This is a genomic window from Sphingobacterium sp. HJSM2_6 (assembly GCF_049316305.1).
Classification (GTDB): domain Bacteria; phylum Bacteroidota; class Bacteroidia; order Sphingobacteriales; family Sphingobacteriaceae; genus Sphingobacterium.
The window spans coordinates 418,976-443,729 of the sequence record NZ_JBMOXB010000001.1 but is presented as its reverse complement, the minus strand read 5'-3'; the positions used below and the strand labels follow the sequence as shown (position 1 = coordinate 443,729).

Genomic DNA, 24,754 nt, shown 5'->3' with positions numbered 1-24,754 from the left:
CATTTTAGGTAAACAAATATAATCATTCTCTTTTATTATGCTTGCATAATAAAAGATTTTGAAAGATTAAAAATAATTGGCCTGATTTGATCATAATACGAGCATTAGTTCAATACATAGTATGCAATAAAGCTTAAAAATGATTTTAAAAATTTTATTAATCTAAAGAAGGTTTTGTAAATTGCTATAGAAAACTACCTAAAGGATTAAGAATCATTATCGAAATACGAGCATATTCTATTTCTAAATTTTTCAAATCCACCTAAACTGATAATAAATAATATATGGCTGTACAAAGCAATACCTATGATGTCATAGTCATTGGTTCTGGAATATCCGGAGGATGGGCTGCAAAGGAATTTTGTGAAAAAGGGTTTAAAACACTTTTGCTAGAACGCGGTCCAGATGTCAAACACATTAAAGACTATCCAACAGCAAATATGGATATTTGGGAATTTGATCACCACAATACAATCCCTAAACAGTTGAAAGATGAAAACCCCATTGCTTCTAAGTGCTATGCTTTTCGAGAAGATTCAATGCATTTTTTTACGAAGGATAAGGACCAAGAATATATTCAAGAAAAGCCCTTCGATTGGATACGCGGATACCATGTAGGCGGGAAATCCCTCATGTGGGCACGTAATGTACAGCGGTGGAGTGATTTTGATTTTGAAGGTCCTGCAAGAGATGGTTTTGCAGTAGATTGGCCTATTCGATATCAGGATATTGCACCCTGGTACAGTCATGTAGAGAAATTTATTGGTGTATCTGGAAATAGAGATGGTAATCCTTTTATGCCAGATGGGGAATTCTTACCTGCATTTGATTTAAATGCAGTGGAGCAAATGATTCAAAAGAAAATACCTTTGAAATATGCGGATAGGCAAGTGATCGCTGGGCGCTGTGCGCACATTACAGACCCGCAACCCATCCATCTGGAACAGGGTAGGGCAAAGTGTCAAAACCGAACCATGTGCGAACGAGGATGTCCGTTTGGGGGTTATTTCAGTTCCAATTCATCCACCTTACCTTGGGCAGCTAAAACAGGTAATTTAACCTTAGTACCAAACGCGATTGTATCCAGCATCCTATTTGACGATCATTCTCAAAAGGCATCAGGAGTGGAGGTGATTGATGCAGAAACATTAGCGAGTACATCGTATTTTGCCAAGGTAATATTTGTCAATGCCTCTACACTTGGATCAAATATGATCCTCTTAAATTCGACTTCATCAAGATTCCCTAATGGATTAGGCAATGATTCTGGGGTATTAGGGAAGTATATTGCTTTTCATAACTACCTCGGCTCCCTGGGAGGTAATATAGAAGGATTTGAAGATAACTATTATTACGGAAGAAGACCAACTGCACCAATCATTCCAAACTTTAGAAATGTCAAAAAACAAGAAATGGATTTCCAAAGAGGATATGCTTCCTTTTTCACAGCCTATCGAGGACGTGGAAAATACAGCGAAGCACAAGTAGGTGCGGAATTTAAGGACAGCTTAAGTGAAGTAGGAGGTTGGGGTGTAGGCATGATGATGCAAGGAGAAACCATTCCAAAAGAAAGTAATCATGTCCGATTAAGTCCAGATAAAAAAGATAGTTTTGGAATGCCTCAGTTAATAACCTCAGTAGGCTATGATGACAACGATGAGAAGAGTATGCAAGACTTCCTAAATCAAGGATCAGAAATGTTAGAATACGTTGGCGTAAAAAATATTTATACGCATAATAGTAAGCAAAATCCAGGTTTAGATATACATGAAATGGGAGGAATACGTATGGGATTAGACCCTAAAACATCCATCCTCAATAAATGGAATCAAGTGCACAGTTGTTTAAATGTATTCGTTACAGATGGCGCTTGCATGACCTCCACAGGAACACAAAATCCATCCATAACCTTTATGGCCCTTACGGCTAGAGCGGCTAATTATGCAATGGAAGAATTAAAGAAGGGAAACTTGTAATTAAAAGATTAGGTTGCTTTAGACTTAAAGCATCACAAAGAGAAGGGGCATCGTATATACGATGCCCCTTTTATATTTTAAATATAATAAGCTAAATTATTTCTTTGCAGGACCTGCTGGAGTTGCAACACTTGGAGAAACTCCTAATTTAGTTAATACATCTGCATTTAAATCATCACCACCATCAAAGTAAGCAACAGATCCAGTTGCAACATCTAATACATAAGCATAACCTTTTTCTTTGGCTACTGCATTAATTGCATTTCTTAATTTCGTTTGAATAGGAGTAAACAATTCTTGTTGTTTTTTACCTAATTCTTCTTGAGCAGCTTGTTGACTTTGTTGAATACGTTCTTCCATGCTACGTAAATCAGTAGCAATTTTTTGAACCTCAGCATCGATAGCATCTTTATTTGCTTCGCTTCTGTTTCTCATTTTATCATTTGCTTCCGTTTGTTTCTTTTGATACTCTACATATAAGTTATTCAAAAGTGAATCTTTTTGCCCTCTCAATTTCTCTAGAGTAGCCGCAGCACTTTTATAATCCTGAGTTGATTCAATTAAAACTCCAGTGTTTATATGACCTACTTTTTGCTGCGCATTAACAGCATTAGATACCAATAAAATTCCAAATGCTAATGCTACACCTTTCAATAAATTTTTCATGCTTTTTTTGTTAGTCTATTACTTATCCTAAATAAGTTTTTTAATTGTTTAATTTAATTTTTAAAATTCTGTCACAAGTATAATAAAAAAAATTAGTTTGCAAATGCCGGATTTGGCTTAAGCCCTAATTTAATTATGACATCATTGCTTTTGTCCATTTTCGGATTAGAATATAGGAAAGAATTTTCACTTTTCTTATCGAAAATAAAGTCTATTTGTTCTGCAACTGCCAAGTCTTGCAAAGCCTTGTCCACTTTTGCTTGAATAGGTTTCATTAACACTTCGCGTTGTTGAAATAATTCACCTTCGAATCCAAATTTAGTACGTTGAAATTCTTTAGCCGCTTTTTCTTTATTCACAATATCATCCTCACGTCTTCTGCGTAGATCTTGACTTAATTGCGGTTGATCTTGTTGATAAGCTTGATACAAGCGTTCAACATCTTCATATTGTTTATCAACCTCTTTTTGCCACTGCTGCGATAAATCATCTAGTTTTTTCTGGGCAGTTGCGTATTCAGGAATATGTTTCATGATATATTCTGAATCTACATAAGCAAGTTTTTGGGCATAGCTCATACCTCCCATTAGGATAAGTACGGTGACAAGTAGGGTTATTCTTTTCGCTAACATATCAATAATTTTTATGATTTATTATCTATGACAATATTTTAGATAAAAAGTTTAATTATTAAAATCCTCCCATATTTTGTATGATACTGAACGTAAAGTTCTGTTTCCATTGGCTACTTGGTATTCCTGGAATTGGGTCTAAAGCATGGCCATAATCTATTCCTAACATACCGAAGATAGGTAAGAATATACGAGCACCAACACCAACCGCTCTACGTACTTTAAAAGGATTCACTTCACTGAATTTATTCCAAGTATTACCAGCTTCTGCAAATGCCAAGCCAAACACGGTTGCTTGATCATTTAATAAGATTGGGTGACGTAATTCTATTTGGTATTTCGCATAGATTGGACTACCAGAGTTCACGGCATAGGACTGCATATTAGATCCTGTAGATGCAGGAATTACATTACCATTAGAATATCCACGCATCGCGATGATTTCCGATCCTTGTAAGAAGTCAAAACCTTGCATACCATCACCACCTAATTTAAATCGTTCGAATGGAGATACACCCGTTTCGTTGCTGTATGATCCTAAGTAACCAAACTGTGCTTGTGTTTTCAAAACTAATTTTCCAGCAATTTTAGTATACCATTGCGAATCAAATTTCCATTTATGGTATTCGGTCCATTTGAACTTCAAATTCTGTTCAGCAGTGCTGTAATTAATATTATTCATTAATGAATATGGAGGCGTCAAACTCACACTCAATTTCAGGTGAGAACCCGAAGTTGGATAGATTGGCGCATCAATCGAGTTTCTACTAATTTCTTGGGTAAAGTTGATGTTGTATGCTTCTCCATCCGAGAAGATAAAGTATCCACCGTAGTTCTCCAAATAATAACGTTGATAAGAAAGAGAACTATTAATTTGGAAATAGTTATCCGGCCATTGCAAACGTTTACCTAAAGTGGCTGTTACCCCATGCATTTGAATCTTTGGATTATTCTCATATCCTTGGTATCGTTGCGTTTGGTAATTATAATATTGTTGTTGTGAATTTGAAATATAGGCACTTAATCCAAAATAAATAGGTTTTTTACCACCTAACCAAGGTTCAGAGAAAGAGAAACTGTAAGATTGATACCTTTTTCCAGAAGTTTGACCACGAATACTTAGTTTCTGTCCATCACCACGAGGAAGCGGTTTCCAAGCATCTTTCTTGAAAAAGTTACTCGTAGAAAAGTTGTTGAATGTCAATCCTAATGTTCCAATTACTTGGCCTGCACCGTAACCACCAGAAAGTTCCACTTGGTCAGAAGGCTTTTCAGCAACTGAGAATTCGATATCCGTTGTTCCTTCTTCGTAATTTAAATTGATCGGTGCGGGTTGTACTTTTTGCTCGTCAAACATTCCTAATTGAGAAATCTCACGAACACTTCGTACCAATAATTCACGCGAATATTTTTGACCTGGTTTGGTATAAATAGAGCGCAAGACAACACGATCATTTGTTACGTCATTACCTTTTAGGATCACATTGTTTATCGTATATTGTTTACCTTCCGACATTTGTATTTCCAAGTCAATGGTGTCTTGATAGATACGTTTTATTACAGGTTGAATGTTGAAGGTTAAATAACCATCATTTTGATATACAGCAGCGAGGTCATCCGAATTACGAGTAGGTCCTGTCAATTTGCTATTCAATTTTTCTTCACTATACACATCCCCTTTTTTCATACCTAGAATGATGTTTAATACCGAATCTGTGAATTTTGCATTTCCAGACCAAGCGATATTTCCAAGGAAATATTTTGGACCTTCGTATACATCCATATGAATGCCTATTTCATTGTTGTCATGACGGTAAGTAGAGTCTAAAATAATATTGGCATCGCGGTAACCCTTATCTTGCATTTTAGCAATCATTTTCTCCTTAGCCTCTTCGTATTTATCCTCTTTAAATTTTCCAGGTCCGAAGACACGATACCATGCTCTAGGTTTAACCCCTTTCAAAAATTTACGTAATTGTTTATCTGTAAAGACCTCATTACCCTCAAAATCGACACTATTCACTTTGATCTTTTTGTTTCTATCCACTTTTACAGAAACAATTTCATTATTGGCTTGGCTAGAATCCTTACTCGTCGTGATGGTGATATCAGGGTATAAAAATGACTTCTCGCGCAAGAATTTTTCGATGGTTGTTTTCGTCGATAGCAATAAGTTGTCATTCACTATACGACCTGAGCTCGTATTGAGTCGTTTTTTGATTTCTTCGGTTTGGCTTTTACTCAAACCTGTAATATCGATCCGAGTCAATCTTGGCCTCTCTTGCACCCGAATTTCTAAGAAAATTGTTTCATCTTGAATATCGGTAGCGTATAATTGCACATCTTCAAAAAGATTTTGTGACATTAAATCCTTTATTACATTAGCGGTTTGCTCACTAGGAACCTCTATATAATTGCCGACTATTAATTTAGAAATGGTGATTAAAACCTCACTTTCCAAGTACTGAGCACCACTCACTGTTACTCCTCCAATTACATAATTTTTTGGTTCAGCATAGCTAAATTCTTCAGAGTTATTTACATTAACTGGCCTATTTCCAGGTAGTTGGGCATAGGCGAAATGGAATGTTAAAAAGGATATTAAAAAAATAATTTTTACGATATGCTTCATCTACTTTTTATTATGTCTGCTAAAGTACAGCAAAGTCTTGTTAATTTTTGTTAAAAGAAATATTACGAATTAGGGCTTTAATACAGCCTAAATCAAAATGTTGCAAAAGTAATGATTTATTATAATTGTTCACTAGTTTTCCCAAATCTTCTTTCCCTATTCTGGAAATAGTAAATACATTCAAATAAATGTTCTCTTGAAAATTCCGGCCACATGATGGGAAGAAAGAATAACTCAGCGTATGCGATTTGCCATAACATATAATTGCTGATCCGTTCTTCTCCACTTGTACGTATTAATAAATCAGGATCTGGCATATCATGAGTGTACAAATGCTGGCTGATGGTATCCTCATGGATATCCTCTATAGCTAATTGATTATTTTTTACTTTTAAGGCGATAGCTTTGGTTGCTTCCAATATTTCTTGTCTAGAACCATAGCTCAAGGCTAATGTGAGCGTGCAACCCAAATTATCTTTTGTTTGATCTATGGTGTCTTGCAAGGTAGCTTGGCAGTGGACTGGCAAATCACTGGTTCTTCCGATACAATTAACTCGGATGTTGTTTTTTTGAAAGGTAGGCAGTTCTTCGTTTAATGAATTGACTAAAAGTTCCATTAAAGCATTCACTTCAAATTCAGGACGATTCCAATTTTCTGTTGAGAATGCATAAAGAGTCAAGTATTTAAGGCCAATTTCTACAGCTCCTTCCAAGGCTTCTCGAACGGCAGAAACACCATTTTGATGGCCAAAAACACGCATTTCTCCTTTTTCTCTAGCCCAGCGACCATTGCCGTCCATAATGATGGCAATATGCTGAGGCATCTGTGTACTATTTAATTTTTCTTTAAAGCTCATTTGGTCAATTGTAGACACTACTATTTCCTTTTAAGATATCCTGTGTAATTTTTAAAATGTGTATAGCTACTCAGGTCTTTATGGTCAGCATTAATTGCGTTGAAATAACTTGTTTTAATTTCTTCTTTTCTTACTATTATGGATTCAATTGCTACCCGATAAACCGATTATTGGGGTCTATCGTAGCTGAAATTAGCACTTATTTAAGCCCTAGTATGATCAATGATATATTGAAAATGCTAGAATTCCAGTAAAGATACAGGTTTTACCAGAATCCAAAGGAATAAAATAAGCTTTATTGCTGTTAAAATTCAATTTATTAATAATTCCTTACGTCTATTCCCCACAATAATTTTTCCCTTAATATATTGAAATATTGGTCATTGGCCAACCGAATCAAATTGGTTTCAAACGGCGCTTTTGAAATGATTAATGAAGTTTTAGTAGAAAGAATGTAACTTTTAGAGTCGCAACTTAAAATGTATTTTTCTGTCCTACTTTCTATTTCCAGATGGAGCTTCATGTGTTCATTGACTACAATGGGACGTACATTTAGGTTATGTGGTGAGATTGGCGTGATGACAAAATTGCCACTTCCAGGCATAATAATAGGACCTCCACAGCTTAATGAATACGCTGTTGAACCCGTTGGTGTCGCAATAATTAACCCATCTGCCCAATAGGAATTTAAGAGTTCATTATTTAAGACCGCATGTACCGTAATCATGGCCGAAGAGTCCGATCGAAAAACTGTAATATCATTGAGTGCATAAGTAGGACCATCTTCAAATGTATTATCGTTGGTTTCTACTTGAAGCAATGCCCTTTTTTGGATTTGATATTCGTTGGCGAATATTTGATCCAATGCTTCTTGAATATTCGTTTTCGAGATGTTGGCTAAAAAACCCAATCGACCAAAATTAATCCCTGCAATCGGAATTCCAGAATCTTTGATTACTGTTGCAGCAGATAACATGGTGCCGTCTCCGCCTAGACTCAGCATAAAAGCAATGTTTGATGGTAAATCTAAGTGGGTTTTAAACTTTTGAAATTCAAAATCTAGATTGTAATTGTTTTTTAGAAATGCATGAAAGTCATGATAGATGTATACTTCTACCTCTTTATTTCGTAAATACGTAAACAATTCTAAAACATAGCCAATGACAGACTGATTAAATTCTCTTCCATATACAGCAATTGCCGTCTTATTCATGTCTTATAAGGTGTTTTTTTTCAAAGATGAGAATTTCTAAACGAATTAAAGATTCAAATAATTCATTAAAAGGTTATACCTGTCTTGAATATCATTTTGGTCTGAACCATCATTAAAGGTTGCTTTTACGACATAATCGTGTCTCCATAAGGAGGCTAACACGGAAGATATATTGGTTTTATTCAATTTGATAGTCAATTCAATTTTATCAGAATCCTCGACTTGTTTGACTCCAGTACTCCATATTTTAGCATTTTCAGACTCTATAATGTTGGCGATATGCGTCAAGGAATGGTCGCGCTCTTCCATTTCTAAAACAATGATGGCTCCAATTTCTTGATTGGATATCATTTTATTTATTGCGTACAGGAGATCTTGTTGAGTGACTACGCCAAGATATTGATTTTGTTTATTCAATATGGGTAATAAGTCCAATTGATTGATGCTGATGAGTTGGATCGCATCATAAATGTGTTGAAAGTCGTATACGTAAATGAAGGGTAGGTTAAATTGGATGTCTTTAAGCAATAAAGAATCTTGGTCAATATTTAACAGTTCTTCTTCAGATAAAATACCGAGATATTCCTGATTTAAAATTAATGGAAGTTGATGCACATGCAAATCGTTTAAGAGTTCAAGTGCATGCGCCACCGAGTCATTGGGTGTAATCTCCGTATAGAGGGTCGATAAGTGTTCTCCGATATACATGTTACCTTTTAATATATTAAACCCGAATTTATCCTAAACGTTTAATTTTGAGTTCAAATTTCACTCCTTGCTAAGGTAGTGAAATATTAATTTGTAATAAAATAAAAGATGTTTTAATACTTCTTTAAAGTATTTGTGTAATTTTACGCTACTTTAAAAGAGTGGTAACATATATGGACTTACTAGAGAGAGAGAAGTTTATACAATTAAGAGAAGTAATACATAAGAAAAGTCCAACGTTAGCCAAATGGATACCTAAGCCTATAGTAAACTATTTAGAGCGAGTAATTCACGAAGAAGAGATCAATTATATCATGACTAAATATTATGATAAAATGGGTTTGGATTTCGTTGATTCCTTATTGGGCGAGTTGGATGTGCATGTACATCTGGAAGGCGAGGAGAATATTCCAATAGATGACAGTGTTATTTTTGCGTCGAATCATCCTTTAGGAGGGTTAGATGGGGTAGCCTTTATGCAGGCTATTGGAAAATACCGTAAAGATGTCAAATTTTTGGTGAACGATATTCTGTTGAATATTCGAAATTTGGAACCATTGTTCATCCCGGTAAATAAAATAGGAAGTCAAAGTAAGTCAGGTATTGCTGCTATAGAAAATGCCTATGCCTCGGATCATGCTTTATTAGTTTTTCCCGCAGGCTTAGTCTCTAGAAAGATCGATGGAAAAATTGTAGATTTAGAGTGGAAAAAAAGTTTTATTAATAAAGCTAAAAAATATAAGAAAGATATAATTCCTGTTTATATTCAAGGAAGAAATTCAAATTTCTTCTATAATTTAGCGAAAATCAGAAATTTTTTGGGCTTAAAAGCTAATATTGAAATGTTATATTTACCAGATGAAATGTTTTCACAACGCGGTAAAGACATTGTTATTAAAATAGGAAAGCGAATTCCTTATACCCAATTTGACCAAAGTAAAAATGAACGCCAATGGGCTGCCGCAATGAAAGATTTAGTCTATGCAATGGCCGACGGTAAAAAATAATTTATGCAAGAAGTAATACAACCTGTTGATAGGAAATTAATTAAAGAGGAATTAACCAAAGAAGCTTTTATTCGGTATACGAATAATGGTAACAATGAAGTATACTTGGTTAATCACCATACAGCTCCAAACATCATGCGTGAGATTGGTCGGTTGAGGGAGCTTACCTTCCGAAATGCGGGTGGTGGTACCGGATTACCTTTAGATATTGATGAAAATGATACCTGCACTCATAATTATGATCAATTAATTGCTTGGAATGCAGAGGATGAGGAGATTATCGCTGGATATCGTGTGATTCGCTGTGCTGATGCTATTGCAGAAGATGGTTCCATACATTTATCAACAGCCCATTATTTTAACTTTTCAGAAGAATTTAATCAGCATTTTCTACCAGTTACCTTAGAATTAGGGAGATCATGGGTACAACCGAAATATCAACCGGCAATCGATAATCGTAAGGGTATATTTTCTTTAGATAATTTATGGGACGGTTTAGGAGCCTTAGTTTTATTAAATCCGGATGTGAAATACCTCTTTGGAAAAGTAACTATGTATCCTCATTATAATGAGGAGGCTCGGGACTTATTGATTTACTTTATGAATCATTATTTCCCAGATCCAGAACAATTGGTGCGTCCTGTTGAAGAATTATATTTGGGCTATAAAACAGATATATCTAAGTTCTTAGGCATCTTTGATGGTTTAGAATATAAGGATGGATACAAGGTGTTAAATACCCACGTTAGGGAACTAGGAGAAAATATTCCTCCTTTAATTAATACCTACATGAATCTTTCTCCGACGATGCGTGTATTTGGTACTTCCAGAAATAATGAATTTGGTGAAGTAGAAGAAACGGGAATCATGATTACTATAGATGATATATATCCAGCAAAAAAAGAAAGACATATGTCTACTTTTGAACGCGACCGTGTTTATGGTGAACGGTACGTAAAAGGACAATAATTAAATTTATTTTTTAAAAAAAATATTTCCAAATCGGAAGGTTCTAATCAGGATCTTCCGATTTTTTTTGCTTTTACTTTTAGTACATTCGTATATTTCGATTTAAGATCGAGTAGAACCCAAAGCCTGTACTCCATTTACCTTTAGATCCCTAGCAGCTCAAATTATTTACACTCTCCTTATTTCAGTTTGAAACATTATTAGTTTTAGAGGCATACGATTATTCTAGCCTTACATTAATGAGGATCAATCCTTTTATAGGAAATAAGGAAACCTAACCATATCATTTGCCTAAAGTATACTATTAATCCATTATTGTTCGCTTCTCCTTCGCATCTGCTTTGCTTTTACTCAAGGCAATTGCAAACCAGGTCCGATGAATATCCGACCAAGATCCAAAGGAGTGGAAAATTTTCCTGTACGATCGAAGCTTGTTTTAGTTGAAATTATTCAGCCATTACAGGACAGCGCAGGATGTGTTTTTGAGAAACAATTTTAATATTGTGTCATTATAAACTTAAGCTGATACCCATATTCCAAGATAAACTGGAATTGAATTCTTTTCATGTAATAGCAGAAGCTTTCGAGCAATAGGTCATTTTTCTACGATTTCTTTTTCTAGAATTTAGTCATATCTAAATTCATTGTTTATTAAGAAACCGGAGGATAGTGAACGAACCCACTTAAACTTAAATTACGACGATGATGAAACAAATCAATTATTTATGTCCATCCAAAATTTGGAAATCCCTCAAAGGATTGCTAATCCTTGCTTTGATTACACTCAGTGTTTTCGAAGCTAAATCAGAAACTATCATCTTAACCAGTGACCAGCAACTGAATGATTTGATGGATCCGGATAAGAAAATTGACATGTCTACGGGGTATACGCGTACGATTCGAAGTTTGCGGGAAGTTTGTGAATCGGGTAAAAGACAAGGTCATAAAACATTAACCATCGCTTTTGATGAGTTTTTTAGACAATATCGTCCGCAAGCTGGTACCGAGCGGAAGTTGACTCCAGACATGGATGAATATGTAGAAAAAATCAAATTTATAAGTGATTTTGCTAAATCCTATGGTATGGGTATTAGTTTGAGTTTGCTCAGCCCATTGGAATTAGGACCCGCTTATAAAAGTCAAACCAATGAAGCGGGCAGGTGGTTAGCGTATAAAGTAGGTATTCGAAATGCTTCCGACGGAAAATTCAGTTTAACGCTAAATCAGCAATTATTTTGGACAAATAATAAAGGAAAATTCAGAATTCAACTTAAGGGAGTCAAAGCGTATGCCTTTAAAGAAGAGCCTGTTAAATCATCTTCTTTTGTTGCGGTAAATCCAAATGATATCATGGAGTTGAAAAACATTAAGTACGAAGCCGGAGATACTGTTGATGTAGGAGGAGAGTATGGTATAAAAAATTCATCCAATGACATGATTTTTCCGGTAAGGCAATTACGAGTTTATGCTGATGGTGAAGCGGAATTGAAAGGTTACGACCGTGTGATGGTTCTTTTAGAATATGAAACTCCCGAAATGGATTATTTTGATGAAAAAGCACCTGGTTTTTTAAGTAAGCTAATTGATAAATATAAGCAGCGAGACGTAAATCTAGTTTCATTTTATTCAGATGAAATGCATATTCAGCAAGATTGGGTTTATTTTTCGCATCACGAAGCGGGTCAATTTAACACCCGTTTTTTGACTAAGGGTTTTAGCGATCAATATTTTAATACCTATGGACAGCAATTAGAGGATAAACACATGCTTTATTTTGCCTACTCAAATCCTCAGTATAAAGCAACCGCTTTAGCCGTTAAAAATGTCAATTATGTGATGGGATCAACTGTGGAAGATATTCATAAAACCTTTCTACTTCGAGACCGATATTATAAATTATTAAATAATGGCGTAGTCGATCTTTTTAAAAATGCCAAGGATTATGCGGAGAAAATATATGGTCACGAAATGCCAACCAGTGCACATGCATCCTGGGCAGAAAGTCCGACCATCGATCTATGGGATACGGAAAAATTGCATACCAATGCATATAGATATGAGTATACTTCAAATTTTATTTGGGGAAATACGGTGCATCAAGCTTCGGCTGCATGTTATGATTATTTTAAATGGGGAGAATATTTGCAACCTACAGGCAATGATTTTGCGGAATGTGGATGGGGAGATCGAAATTACTATGGCGCGGCGATGGGCACATCCATCGGCGTAATCAACAAATATCCCAATGCCTATGCAGCAGCTTGGGGATTTCCGAAACAAGCCCAACATTGGAAAAACACCATTAACGATGCGTTTGGAGCTCAGGCTTCCAAACCAATTCGCGTGATGACGGATAATGTACATCGGGATGTAGAAGTATTGATCATTTATCCGATGAACTTAGTGGCAGTAGAGGAAAAATTTGGTTCTTGGATGGCGCAATATGGTTATGCCAATTATTTGACAGCAGATAAATTGATGCAATTGGGGAAGGTATTGCCCGACGGACAAATTCAAGTGGCTGCAAAAAAATATAAAACTGTAGTTGCGGTCTTTGAGCCATTGCCCGAGGCAGGCTTACTGGATATGATGGAACAAATGGCCGCAAATGGGGGAAATGTCATATGGAGTGGCCCGCCTCCCGTATTGGATAGCAAAGGCGTGAATGTAACTGCAAAATGGCAATCCTTATTTGGGGTAAACTATGTGCATGATGAGTATATGGGAGAAATTGCCGCAGGAAAAATTGTCAAATTTGAAAAAAGCTTTGCCAAGGTTCCTGACCAAGTTATCTTGACCGATTTCTTAGTGGATCGTGTTTACCCAATCACTACGACGGCTGCAAGCGAAGTGATAGCTCAAGTCGATAAATTAATCGTAGGAACTAAAGTTAAAAAAGGAAAGGGAACAGCCTATTATTTTGGATTCCGCATGCGGGATGATCAAGCCGCTAGTTTAGGGTACGAAACAAGAACATTATTTGAAGTATTGAACGCGGCAAACGCCTATCCATCTTCAGGTAAATTTGTAGAAAATGATAACCCTACCTATGTTTCTAGGACGACTGAGTTTTTCGCTACTCAATTTCCGAATGGTACAACGGCCATTGTAAAACACTATCGGACACATCGTGAAAATTGGGATGCCGGATTTTCACGTAATGATGAAGAAGATGCAAAAGCTTTAGCAGTGAACCCTATGCCCTCGGATGTATTAGATATCAAGAACTTAAAAGTCAATGGTCATGTGTTAAGCTATAAAGGTACAATGAATGTTGCCTTTCGTGCGGATTCCAAAGGCCGATTGATCGCTTTCAATGGGGTTCAATGCACACAATTGACGCTAAATAATGTGGCATACAAATTGAGTGATAAACCTGTAAATATTGCCTACATTCCATTGAATGCAGCGCTTACAGATTACGAACTGCAAGTTGCTGGTTCTGGAAGAATTTCCATACCCATCCCAACAGGTAAAAAGCAAGCTAGTATTTCCCTAGGAAATGATCCAGTTGCCTCGTCTATTGTACAAGGCAATCTTGTCGTCCAAGTAGATCAAGCTTTGTCCGGGAAATGGTTGAAAGTGAAATATCAATAAGGTATTTTATTGGATGGGTAATTAAAATTTCCTACAATCACAAGTTAATAAGGATTAGGTGCATAAATTTATTTATGCGCCTTTTCTAGTTTTTAAGCCAGGTGATTGCAACCATTTAGCCTTCTATACACAGCAGGATTGTTCCGTTCGGATATTTGTATAAGGAAAATGCTGCAGCAAAGGCTTGGCTTGATTTAGGCCTTACTTCGGAGAACTATTTTTTGACTAATCTTTAACTAATTTTTTTCAACGACTACTTGTGGGCAAAATGGATAAGCCAAGGAAACTGATGTGTTTAATTGTTATTTTCCTATGGATAAGGATCAATGGCATTATCATTCGGTATTTCAAATATGACGCATAAAAAAGGAGCTTAATTATTTTTAAGCTCCTTTTTTTTACACGGGATAATAAGCCATTTCAATATGAGGAATATCGTCTTCCAAGTACGTTTCACTTTCTTGGATAAACCCTAGATCCTTGTAAAATTTCAACAAGTATTCTTGCGCAGAAATCCGAATAACCTGGTTGGGGTATTTTTCCAATAAGAATTGAATGGATTTGTTCATCAGATCTTTACCTAGTTTCAAATGACGAAAATCCTTATGTACCACCACTCTGCCAATAGAGGTGCAATGAGGGTAGGAAACATCTGCAGGTAATAATCGAGTATAGGCAATGACGATGTCGTTTTCTAAGGCAAACAAATGGTCTGCTTGAAAATCTTTATCGTCGCAGTCAGGGTAAAAGCATTCTTGCTCAAGAATAAATACATTTATTCTTAATTTAAGAATTTGATAGAGTTCGTAGGAACTCAATGCAGAAAAACTTTTAATAAACCATTGAGGCATACAACAATTTGTTATTAACTTAAGAGCGCTTTAACCACTTCGGAGATAGTTCTTCCATCCGCTTTTCCTGCTAATTGTTGATTGGCTAGTCCCATCACTTTACCCATATCCTTAATAGATGATGCTCCAGATGCTACGATCAATCCATTGATTATGGTTTCAATTTCAGAACGGTCTAATTGTTTTGGCAAATAGTTTTCGATAACCTCTTGTTCTTCAAATTCGATTTGAAATAAGTCTTCTCTATTTTGTTGTTTGTAAATCTCGGCAGATTCTTTCCGTTGTTTTACCAGTTTTTGAAGCACTTTAATTTCGGTGTCCTCGCTTAATTCTTCGCTATGGCCTTTCTCTGTTTTTGCCAAAAGAATTGCGGCTTTAATGGCGCGTAATCCTCTTAACTTTACATTGTCCTTAGCGATCATAGCCGCTTTGATATCTTGATTAATGGTCGTTTCTAATGACATAATATTACTTGTTTTTTCTATTTACAATACTTCCTGTAGCTTGTTGGGTAGGCATGATCAATAAATCGTTGATATTAACATGCGCTGGACGACTCAAGACAAAAGCAATGACTTCGGCAATATCTTTACCGGTTAATGGGTCAAGACCCTGATATACATTTTTAGCTTTTTCTATATCGCCATGAAAACGGACTTCGGAGAATTCTGTTTCCACCATCCCTGGATTTATGACCGTAACTTTGATCCCGAGCTGTAACAGGTCGATGCGCATCGCTTTATTTAACGCATCCACGGCATGTTTTGTTGCGCAGTACACATTTCCTTTCGGATAAACTTCTTTTCCAGCGATGGATCCAAGATTGATGATGTGCGCATGCTGACTTTGCGCCATGAGCGGAATCGCAAATTTACTTACATACAATAAGCCTTTGATATTCGTGTCGATCATTCGATCCCAATCGCCAATAGCACCGTCTTGAAAAGCGTCTAACCCTTGGCTGAGTCCTGCATTATTAATTAAAACATCTAGTTGTTTCCACGCTGCTGGAAGATTGTTTAAAGTCGTTTCAACTTCCTCAGCATTTCTAACATCTAATTTAAATGTATATACTTCTACCGTAGGATAGGTAGCAAGAATTCGGTTTTTTAAATCTTCTAGTTTTTCAATTCGTCTAGCACATAATAATAGCCGAAAATTTCCACTGCTTGCCAATTCCCAAGCACATGCTTCTCCAATTCCTGAACTTGCACCGCTTATTAAAACTGTTCTCATATCAATAATTTTCTATTCGAAACCTATAATTAAGATTTATAACATTCGTAAATAGTACAAAAACCAAAAGTTTGTGGCCTTACTTTACAATGACTAAAGCCTGCTTTTTTAGTAATTTCTGCAAAACGGTTGCCATCTGGGAATTTAGCGACCGATTCGGGTAAATATTCGTAAGCGCGATGGTCTTTTGATATTAATTTACCCATTGCTGGCGTAAACTTGTGAAAATACAAATGAAAAAGTTGTTTGATAGGAAATGCTGTAGGATTGGATAATTCCAATACGACGGCCCGACCTCCGGGTTTGAGAACCCGCATGATATCTGATAAGCCTTTTTCAAGATTTTCAAAATTTCTTACTCCAAAAGCTACCGTGACTGCATCAAACATTTCGTCTGGGAAAGGGAGGTTTTCAGAATCCCCTAACTGGACTTCGAATGTGTTTTGAAGGTTGTTTTTTTTGATCTTTTCTTTGGCAACATCCAACATTCCTTGGGAAATATCAACACCGATAATTTTTTTTGGTTTTAATATTCGCAAAGCCTCTAACGCGAAATCTCCCGTACCAGTGGCTACATCAAGCATCAGCTGTGGCGATAGATCCTTTAGGGATTTGATGGCTTTCTTTCGCCAAATGATATCTATTCCCAAAGTCATAAATCGATTCAATAGATCATAAGTTTTAGATATGTTATTAAACATATCTGCAACTTGTTCCTTTTTAGTGCCTTCTTGACTATAAGGCTTAACGGTGGATGATTCGTTGGACATAGCACAAATATACGATAAACTACTAAAAAAATTAAGCAGGTATCGGTAGAGTTTTAAAGGGATGGAGGATGTGAAATTACCTAACTGCCTGACTATGAATTTGAAGTGTTTTTTAGCATTAATTTTAGTGTATTTTGGACAACAAGGTATAGGTTATTCACATTGCATGATGTTATGCACATTTGTGTATCTACTTGATTATAAGCGCTGTTTTTTGGTTATTCACAGGTTATCCACATTGGATGTGGATTTCTAAGCCTTGATTTGCAAGTACTATAGCATGATTGTTGAAGCATCTATTTTAACTGTTTAAAACTTAAAAATAGGAGGCGCTTAAATTTTCTTACATTTGTTACCCTATCGTTGAAAACTCGAATAGTCAAGCCGTAGAAATTTTAAAAATATTATGTCTTTAGAAAACGAATTTACAAATAACCCGTCAGGACAGGCAAGTCGTGCCAATTTCAATAAAAAGAGGGCTAGTATAAACAATCTGGTAAGCGGATTGGGCAAACTTCCTCCGCAAGCATTGGATTTGGAAGAGGCTGTGTTAGGTGCGCTTATGTTGGAGAAGAATGCCTTGAGTGAAGTTATTGATATTCTAAAGCCAGATTCATTTTATAAAGATTCTCATCAGAAAATATTTCAGGCGATATTTAATTTATTTCAAAAAACATCGCCCATTGATTTATTGACGGTCATCGCCGAATTGCGCCAAATGGGTGCATTGGAAATGGTTGGTGGTGCTTACTATATTACGCAGTTGACGGATCGTGTGGTATCTGCTGCAAACATCGAGTACCATGCCCGGATTATTTCTCAAAAATATATTCAACGTGAATTAATTAAAGTATCTACGGAAATCATTAATTCATCTTACGATGAAACTTCGGATATTTTTGATTTGTTAGATCATGCTGAAAAGTCCTTGTTTGATATCGCTCAGAATAACTTAAGAAGAGATTCTAGAAAGATGGACGATATCATGCGGGAAGCGATCAACTCATTGGAACTTTTGCGTGACCGAACTGATGGTTTAACGGGTATTCCATCTGGTCTTACCGCGTTAGATCGAATGACATCAGGTTGGCAACCTTCCGATTTAGTGATTATTGCTGCGCGTCCAGCGATGGGTAAAACAGCGTTTGTATTGTCGGTTGCTCGTAATGCTGCGGTAGATCACCAAAGACCTGTTGCGGTATTCTCCTTAGAGATGTCTTCTGTACAATTGGTAAATCGTCTGATTGCAGGGGAAACGGAAATCGAACAAGAGAAATTAAAGAAAGGAAATTTGGCCGACCATGAGTGGCAACAATTGCATTCTCGTATTGGTCGACTGACAGAGGCTCCATTAATAATTGATGATACTCCTGCATTGAATGTGTTTGAATTTCGGGCGAAATGTAGGCGTTTGAAAGCACAGTATGATATTCAGATGGTGATTGTCGATTACCTTCAGCTGATGCATGGTAAAGGAGATGGTTCTAAAGGTGGTGGTGGTAACCGCGAGCAAGAGATTGGTAGTATATCTCGTGCTTTGAAATCTGTAGCTAAAGAATTGAATATTCCGGTGCTTGCGCTTTCTCAATTGAGTCGTGCGGTAGAATCTAGACCAGGAAATAGTAAACGTCCGATGTTGTCGGATTTGCGGGAGTCGGGTTCTATTGAGCAGGATGCGGATATGGTGCTGTTCCTTTACCGTCCAGAATATTATGGCTTATTGGAAGATGAAGAAGGTCGTTCTACTGTGGGTGTCGGAGAGGTTATTATTGCCAAACACCGTAATGGAGAAACAGGTATTGTTCCTTTGCGTTTTATAGGTAAATATGTTAAGTTCGTCGATTTAGAAGACGATTTCTCAGGAATGGGTAATGATGCTGGAAGCTTTAAAGATTTTAACGCAAACATGGGATCTGCTATACAACCATCGAATAGCTTTGAGAATTTTGGAGGCGGTATAACAATGCCATCCAGAATGAACGATATGCCTGATGATGCCCCTTTTTAGGGAAGGGAGCTTGAGACATTTGCTGTGAGCCATGGGGCAGGAGCTTAGTTTTTAGTGTTTATTGCCATCGCTAAGTTTTTAGGGCAATATTTTTGAATCTTATTGTGAAATTCAAAATTCCTCTCCATTGGAAATCTGATGCCTCCCAGTTTATACCACACATTTCAATTTATTGGGAAATCAAAATATTGATCTTTAAAAGGCTCGTTAGCGAGCGTGTAATGCCACCATTCTTCGGCATATGATTTAAAACCGTGTTTTTCCATGATTGTTTTAAGTTTGGCGCGGTTTTCCTTTTGTTCGCTAGAAAGTTGTTGATATAGATGATGGGAAGGTTCTCCAAAGAAATCAAATCCAGTTCCCATATCCAGTTCCTTTAATGTTTTAAGATCTACGAGAGTGAGATCAATGGTGCTTCCACGACTATGTCCAGATTTTTCAGCAATATAACCTAGTTTAAATAGGTCTTTTTTGTTAACTGTTGGGTAGAATTCTTTTTTGGCTAAGGTATCATCCAATGCTAATGCCCAGGCCTTAAAATGATTTACGGCTTGTTGAGGACGATAGGCATCAAAAATTTTAAGACCTAATCCCTGAGCCTTGAGTTCTTGTTGCACGTGCTTTAATGCCGTAGAAGCTTCTTTGGTAGCGATGGCTTTAGGTTGAAAATAACCATCGACGGGTTTTCCTAAAAAATTGTGCGAGCCATAATATCGAATGTCTAGAATCAAAGTCGGGATTTCATTTTTTAAATCTACGAAGGTATTTGGAAGATGTCGAGCAGTATGGCAAGCCATGAAAAGGCTGCTGAGGCATATGATTTTAAAAAACAATAAAAATTTCATCATCAGGATTTTTATGCTAAAATAAGTATTTCTAGAGGAGTTCCATAGATTGTTCATTCTGTGGATAAAAGATATGGGAAGGTAAGCGGATTTTTATTAAATTTGAATCCCCTTAGTAGAGGCATTACAAAAGATAAAATTAGGAGAAAATTTTGGATTATTTAGCAGGTTTAAACCCCACCCAACGTGCTGCTGTAGAACAGACCGAAGGTCCAGTAATGATTGTTGCAGGTGCAGGTTCTGGAAAAACACGTGTCATTACTTATCGAGTTGCACACCTGATTAGAAAGGCTGTAGATCCGTTTAATATATTAGTATTAACGTTTACGAATAAAGCGGCGAAGGAGATGCGCGAGCGTATCACGAAGGTGGTAGGTTCGGAAGCCAAAAATATTTGGATGGGAACATTTCACTCGGTCTTTGCAAGAATTTTGCGGGTAGAGGCTGAATTAATAGGTTATCCTAAAAATTTCACGATTTACGATACGGACGATACCAAAAGCCTATTGCGTGCTATTTTGAAGGAAATGAGCTTAGATGATAAATTATACAATGTAAATCATGTCTATAGTCGTATTTCTTCCGCTAAGAATAATTTGTTGTCCCCACAGGAATACAATAAAAACGAGGCTATTTTAGCAGAAGATATTGCAAATGGAAGAGGGCAATTAGGTCAAATCTATATGACTTATGCGCAACGTTGTTATCGAGCAGGAGCTATGGATTTTGATGATTTATTATTCAAAACAAATGTTTTGTTGAATAAATATCCGGAAATTTTGCATAAATATCAGCATCAGTTTAAGTACTTGATGGTGGATGAGTATCAGGATACGAACTTTTCGCAATACCTGATTGTCAAACGTCTTGCTGCAGTGAATGAAAACATTTGTGTAGTGGGAGATGATGCCCAAAGTATTTATGCTTTTCGTGGAGCAAATATTCAAAATATATTAAATTTTCAAAAAGATTATCCGGACGTTCGAGTTTTTAAATTAGAACAGAACTACCGTTCGACCAAAATGATTGTTAATGCTGCAAATAGCATTATTGCTAACAACAAAAATCAATTGGAGAAAAATGTTTTTTCGGATAATGAAGATGGTGAGAAAATTAAAGTGGCAAGGGCATTTTCAGATAATGAAGAAGGTAAAATAGTTGCCGAAGCGATTACTGAAGAAAAAACATTAAAGAGCTTAAATTATAAAGACTTTGCGATATTGTATCGTACCAATGCGCAATCACGTTCTTTGGAGGAGGCATTGAGGAAGCTGAATGTCCCTTATAAATTATATGGAGGAACTTCATTCTACCAGCGGAAAGAAATTAAGGATTTAATTGCCTATTTTAGACTTACTTTTAACCCAAATGATGAAGAAGCTTTAAAGCGAGTGATCAACTATCCGAGGAGAGGTATCGGTGATACTTCCGTAGATCGGATAATGGTGGCTGCTGATCAGCAACAAATTCGTTTATGGGATGTGGTGGTCAATGCTTCCCATTTTTTAGATGGACGAAGTGCAGGGTCTGTTACGAACTTTGGTATCATGATTCAAGGTTTTCAGGCCATGGCAAAAACCAATACTGCTTTTGAAACGGCCATGTATATTGCGCAACACTCCGGTATTCTGAAAGATTTATATGAAGATAAATCTGTAGAAGGATTAAGTCGGTACGAAAATATCCAAGAACTCTTGAATGGAATTAAAGAGTTTTCTGAGCGGGAAGATTTAGAAGAAAAAGGTCTGGACATTTTTATGCAAGACATTGCGTTATTAACGAACGATGATAATGATAAAAATCCGAATGCCGATACGGTTTCTCTAATGACTATTCATGCATCCAAGGGATTAGAATTTCCGGTGGTATTTATTGTAGGTTTGGAAGAGAATTTGTTTCCAAGTCAATTATCATTGAATTCGAGATCTGAATTGGAAGAAGAAAGGCGATTGTTTTATGTTGCGGTGACTCGAGCAGAGAAGAAGTTACACTTATCTTATGCTACATCTCGTTACCGTTGGGGTAGTTTGAATAACTGTGAGCCTAGTAGGTTTTTGGATGAATTGAACCCAAGTTGTTTGGATTTGGATTTTAGACCGAAACAACAAGGTGCTTTGCAAGATGATTTCAGTGCTGAACGAGTAACTTGGCAGCGTAAAGAAAGTTCTGGAGATGTGTTTTCAAAACCAAAACCAAAACCAATGAAGACGACCTCGATTTTGCCAAAGGCTCATAAACCGACGGAAGGGTTTGCGCCATCGGATACTTCAGGGCTACAAGTAGGCATGGAAGTGGAGCATGAACGATTTGGATTTGGTAAAGTAATCAACCTGGAAGGGGTGAAACAAGATGTAAAAGCAACTATTTTCTTCAAAGAGTTGGGACAGAAGCAATTGTTGCTTAAATTTGCAAAACTTAGAATAATTGATTAATCAATTATAAATATTTAATTTTATTGCCCCATATAGGGTAAAGTATAACATATATGATATTTGACTATAACAGTACAAGGCCAAAGCTAATCTTAGCTGAATATGGCAGAAATGTGCAAAACATGGTGGATTACATCTGCACTTTAGATAATAAAGAGGAACGTAACCGCTTAGCACAGGTGGTTATTGATATGATGGGGGTGTTGAACCCACATTTACGTGATGTATCAGATTTTAAGCATAAATTGTGGGATCATTTATATATTATTTCTGATTTTAAGATTGAAGTGGATTCACCCTATCCAATTCCCAATAAAGAGGAAATATATCATAAACCACAACCTTTAAATTATCCGAACCATAATATTCGTTTTAAGCATTATGGATATACGGTAGAAGAAATGATTCAAAAGGCGAAGGCGACTACGAATGAAGAGGCTAAACTTAAAATGACCTTGTCGATAGCTAATTTTATGAAAATGGCTTACCTGACTTGGAATAAAGATACGGTTTCTGATGATCAGATATTGATGGATTTACGCAGTTTGTCTCAAGGCGAATTAGTGTTGCCTGCAGATACTGTATTAACCAAACTTGATTTTAGAACACCGCCTCCAGGCAATCGTTCAAAAAGTTCGGGACCTTCTTCTGGGGGTAGTAGCCATGGTCAACAACATAGTGGTGGATATCAGAAAAAGAATAATAACAACAACAACAACAATAATAACAACAATAATAAAATGAGAAAACCTATGAATAATAATCATGGGGGCGGTCATAGCAATAGTTATAGCAATAACAATAATAAAAAACGGAAATAATGAAACTGATTTTGATCGGAGATGACTTATTCGCATAGGTTGTTTAGGATTAAAAATACATACAACAAATTTAACCCTCTTGCCATTTCTTACCAATAATTACAGAATGCTAGAGGGTTTTTGTTTTTAATAGGAATTGATTGAATATGAATGCATTTGAAATAAAAGGAGGAAAGCCCTTAAAAGGAGAAATTGTGCCGCAAGGAGCTAAAAATGAAGCTCTTCAGATAATATCTGCGGTATTATTGACTCCAGAAAAGATGACAATAAGTAATGTCCCAGATATTAAAGACGTCAATAAATTAATCGATTTGCTAGCTGCTATGGGAGTTCTAGTAAACCGAATAAATGAGGATACGTACGAATTTGAGGCGAAGGATATTGATATCGAATATTTTCAATCGGAAGAATTTAAGAAAAAAGGCGGGAGTTTACGAGGTTCTATTATGATCGTTGGACCTTTGTTGGCTAGATTTGGTAAAGCGGCAATTCCTAAACCCGGAGGGGATAAGATTGGTCGTCGAAGATTAGATACGCACTTTTTAGGTTTTGAAAAATTGGGCGCTAAATTTGTTTATGATGCAGAAAATCATTTCTTTAATGTCGATGCTACGCAGTTAAAAGGAACTTATATCCTTTTGGATGAGGCATCGGTAACAGGGACTGCCAATATCGTAATGGCAGCCGTATTAGCCAAAGGGGTAACTACGATTTACAACGCCGCATGTGAACCATACTTGCAACAATTATGTAAAATGTTGAATCGTATGGGCGCTAAAATTTCAGGTATTGGATCGAATTTATTAAGCATTGAAGGTGTAGATTCCTTAGCAGGTACTAGTCATAGGATGTTGCCTGATATGATTGAAATTGGTTCGTTCATCGGATTGGCAGCGATGACGGGTTCTGAAATCACGATAAAAAACGTTTGTTTTCAAGAGTTAGGAATTATTCCTTCGGTATTTTCTCGATTGGGAATACAATTTGAGCTTCGTGGAGATGATATTTTTATCCCTGCACAAGAAAGTTATGAAATAGACACGTTTATTGATGGGTCAATATTGACCATTTCGGATGCACCATGGCCAGGATTTACGCCAGATTTATTGAGTATCGTATTGGTTACGGCGATTCAAGCGAAAGGAAATGTTTTAATTCATCAGAAGATGTTTGAAAGCCGCTTGTTTTTCGTCGATAAATTGATCGATATGGGAGCTCAAATCATTTTGTGTGATCCACATCGTGCTACCGTGATTGGGTTAAATAAACAGAATAAGTTACGTGGAATTGAAATGACTTCTCCAGATATTCGTGCGGGTGTTTCACTATTGATTGCTGCATTGTCGGCTCAAGGTAAATCTACCATTTACAATATCGAACAGATCGAACGAGGGTATCAACATATTGAAGAACGATTAAAAGCTTTAGGAGCGGACATCAAAAGGATCGAGAGTTCTCCAGTGGGTCATTAAAGCTGGAATTGTCGTTTAAATGTTAAAATATTTCGTTTAACTTGATAATTCACATTACAATA

General features: G+C 36.4%; 19 protein-coding genes. 8 read left to right on the top strand and 11 right to left on the bottom strand.

The genetic code is table 11. The features are described 5' to 3' along the window. Window positions 1-284: 284 nt before the first annotated feature. Window positions 285-1,976 carry a GMC oxidoreductase gene (locus ACFRAE_RS01845; RefSeq protein WP_422795411.1) on the top strand — a complete coding sequence of 564 codons (1,692 nt, stop codon included), beginning with the start codon at window positions 285-287 and terminating at the stop codon, window positions 1,974-1,976. A 96-nt stretch (window positions 1,977-2,072) separates the two neighbouring features. Here ACFRAE_RS01845 and ACFRAE_RS01840 read toward each other — a convergent pair whose 3' ends face one another. From ACFRAE_RS01840 to ACFRAE_RS01815, 6 genes are all read right to left on the bottom strand, one after another. Further along, window positions 2,073-2,642 carry an OmpH family outer membrane protein gene (locus ACFRAE_RS01840; protein WP_422795410.1) on the bottom strand — a complete coding sequence of 190 codons (570 nt, stop codon included), beginning with the start codon at window positions 2,640-2,642 and terminating at the stop codon, window positions 2,073-2,075. Window positions 2,643-2,734: 92 nt separating this feature from the next. Continuing rightward, entirely contained in the window at window positions 2,735-3,274 is a 540-nt protein-coding gene (locus tag ACFRAE_RS01835; RefSeq protein ID WP_422795409.1) for an OmpH family outer membrane protein, read from the bottom strand. Between the two features lie 58 nt (window positions 3,275-3,332). Continuing rightward, window positions 3,333-5,906, bottom strand: a complete 2,574-nt coding sequence (gene bamA / locus ACFRAE_RS01830; RefSeq protein ID WP_422795408.1) for an outer membrane protein assembly factor BamA — start codon at window positions 5,904-5,906, stop codon at window positions 3,333-3,335. Window positions 5,907-6,025: 119 nt separating this feature from the next. Next, window positions 6,026-6,763, bottom strand: coding sequence for an isoprenyl transferase (locus tag ACFRAE_RS01825; RefSeq protein WP_422795407.1), 738 nt, complete (start codon window positions 6,761-6,763; stop codon window positions 6,026-6,028). A 319-nt stretch (window positions 6,764-7,082) separates the two neighbouring features. Continuing rightward, complete coding sequence (locus tag ACFRAE_RS01820; RefSeq protein WP_422795406.1) at window positions 7,083-7,976, bottom strand: NAD kinase; 894 nt, start codon at window positions 7,974-7,976, stop codon at window positions 7,083-7,085. Between the two features lie 45 nt (window positions 7,977-8,021). After that, window positions 8,022-8,684: a CBS domain-containing protein gene (locus ACFRAE_RS01815; protein ID WP_422795405.1), complete on the bottom strand. Its 663-nt coding sequence runs from the start codon at window positions 8,682-8,684 to the stop codon at window positions 8,022-8,024. Window positions 8,685-8,857: 173 nt separating this feature from the next. On the opposite strand from ACFRAE_RS01815, the gene ACFRAE_RS01810 reads away from it, so the two are divergent. The 3 genes from ACFRAE_RS01810 to ACFRAE_RS01800 all read left to right on the top strand — a co-directional run bounded on the left by ACFRAE_RS01810 (window position 8,858) and on the right by ACFRAE_RS01800 (window position 14,257). Then, entirely contained in the window at window positions 8,858-9,691 is an 834-nt protein-coding gene (locus ACFRAE_RS01810; RefSeq protein ID WP_422795404.1) for a 1-acyl-sn-glycerol-3-phosphate acyltransferase, read from the top strand. A 3-nt stretch (window positions 9,692-9,694) separates the two neighbouring features. After that, window positions 9,695-10,660 (top strand): GNAT family N-acetyltransferase, encoded by a 966-nt coding sequence (locus ACFRAE_RS01805; protein WP_422795403.1) that lies wholly within the window; start codon window positions 9,695-9,697, stop codon window positions 10,658-10,660. Window positions 10,661-11,362: 702 nt separating this feature from the next. Next, the gene (locus ACFRAE_RS01800; protein ID WP_422795402.1) at window positions 11,363-14,257 is read left to right on the top strand and encodes a hypothetical protein; all 2,895 of its coding nucleotides are present in this window, start codon (window positions 11,363-11,365) and stop codon (window positions 14,255-14,257) included. A gap of 398 nt (window positions 14,258-14,655) precedes the next feature. Here the strand turns inward: ACFRAE_RS01800 and ACFRAE_RS01795 are convergent, their stop codons facing one another. From ACFRAE_RS01795 to ubiE, 4 genes are read right to left on the bottom strand one after another with little or no spacing between them, the layout of a single operon-like run. Continuing rightward, complete coding sequence (locus ACFRAE_RS01795) at window positions 14,656-15,108, bottom strand: GNAT family N-acetyltransferase (RefSeq protein WP_422795401.1); 453 nt, start codon at window positions 15,106-15,108, stop codon at window positions 14,656-14,658. A gap of 14 nt (window positions 15,109-15,122) precedes the next feature. Beyond that, a complete protein-coding gene (locus tag ACFRAE_RS01790) occupies window positions 15,123-15,572 on the bottom strand; it encodes a GatB/YqeY domain-containing protein (RefSeq protein WP_422795400.1) in 450 nt (149 codons plus the stop codon). Between the two features lie 4 nt (window positions 15,573-15,576). Next, on the bottom strand, window positions 15,577-16,344 hold the full coding sequence (locus tag ACFRAE_RS01785; RefSeq protein WP_422795399.1) for an SDR family NAD(P)-dependent oxidoreductase: 768 nt from the start codon (window positions 16,342-16,344) through the stop codon (window positions 15,577-15,579). A 29-nt stretch (window positions 16,345-16,373) separates the two neighbouring features. Then, a complete protein-coding gene (gene ubiE, locus ACFRAE_RS01780) occupies window positions 16,374-17,114 on the bottom strand; it encodes a bifunctional demethylmenaquinone methyltransferase/2-methoxy-6-polyprenyl-1,4-benzoquinol methylase UbiE (protein WP_422795398.1) in 741 nt (246 codons plus the stop codon). 406 nt (window positions 17,115-17,520) lie between these two features. On the opposite strand from ubiE, the gene dnaB reads away from it, so the two are divergent. Continuing rightward, window positions 17,521-19,122, top strand: a complete 1,602-nt coding sequence (gene dnaB / locus ACFRAE_RS01775) for a replicative DNA helicase (RefSeq protein WP_422795397.1) — start codon at window positions 17,521-17,523, stop codon at window positions 19,120-19,122. Window positions 19,123-19,286: 164 nt separating this feature from the next. Here dnaB and ACFRAE_RS01770 read toward each other — a convergent pair whose 3' ends face one another. Next, entirely contained in the window at window positions 19,287-19,919 is a 633-nt protein-coding gene (locus ACFRAE_RS01770; RefSeq protein WP_422795396.1) for a M15 family metallopeptidase, read from the bottom strand. 200 nt (window positions 19,920-20,119) lie between these two features. Here ACFRAE_RS01770 and ACFRAE_RS01765 point away from each other — a divergent pair, with 200 nt between their 5' ends. The 3 genes from ACFRAE_RS01765 to murA all read left to right on the top strand — a co-directional run bounded on the left by ACFRAE_RS01765 (window position 20,120) and on the right by murA (window position 24,692). Next, entirely contained in the window at window positions 20,120-22,399 is a 2,280-nt protein-coding gene (locus tag ACFRAE_RS01765) for an ATP-dependent helicase (protein WP_422795395.1), read from the top strand. Between the two features lie 53 nt (window positions 22,400-22,452). Then, window positions 22,453-23,220 (top strand): DUF4290 domain-containing protein, encoded by a 768-nt coding sequence (locus tag ACFRAE_RS01760; RefSeq protein WP_422795394.1) that lies wholly within the window; start codon window positions 22,453-22,455, stop codon window positions 23,218-23,220. A 146-nt stretch (window positions 23,221-23,366) separates the two neighbouring features. Continuing rightward, window positions 23,367-24,692: a UDP-N-acetylglucosamine 1-carboxyvinyltransferase gene (gene murA / locus ACFRAE_RS01755; RefSeq protein ID WP_422795393.1), complete on the top strand. Its 1,326-nt coding sequence runs from the start codon at window positions 23,367-23,369 to the stop codon at window positions 24,690-24,692. The last annotated feature ends 62 nt before the right edge of the window (window positions 24,693-24,754 follow it).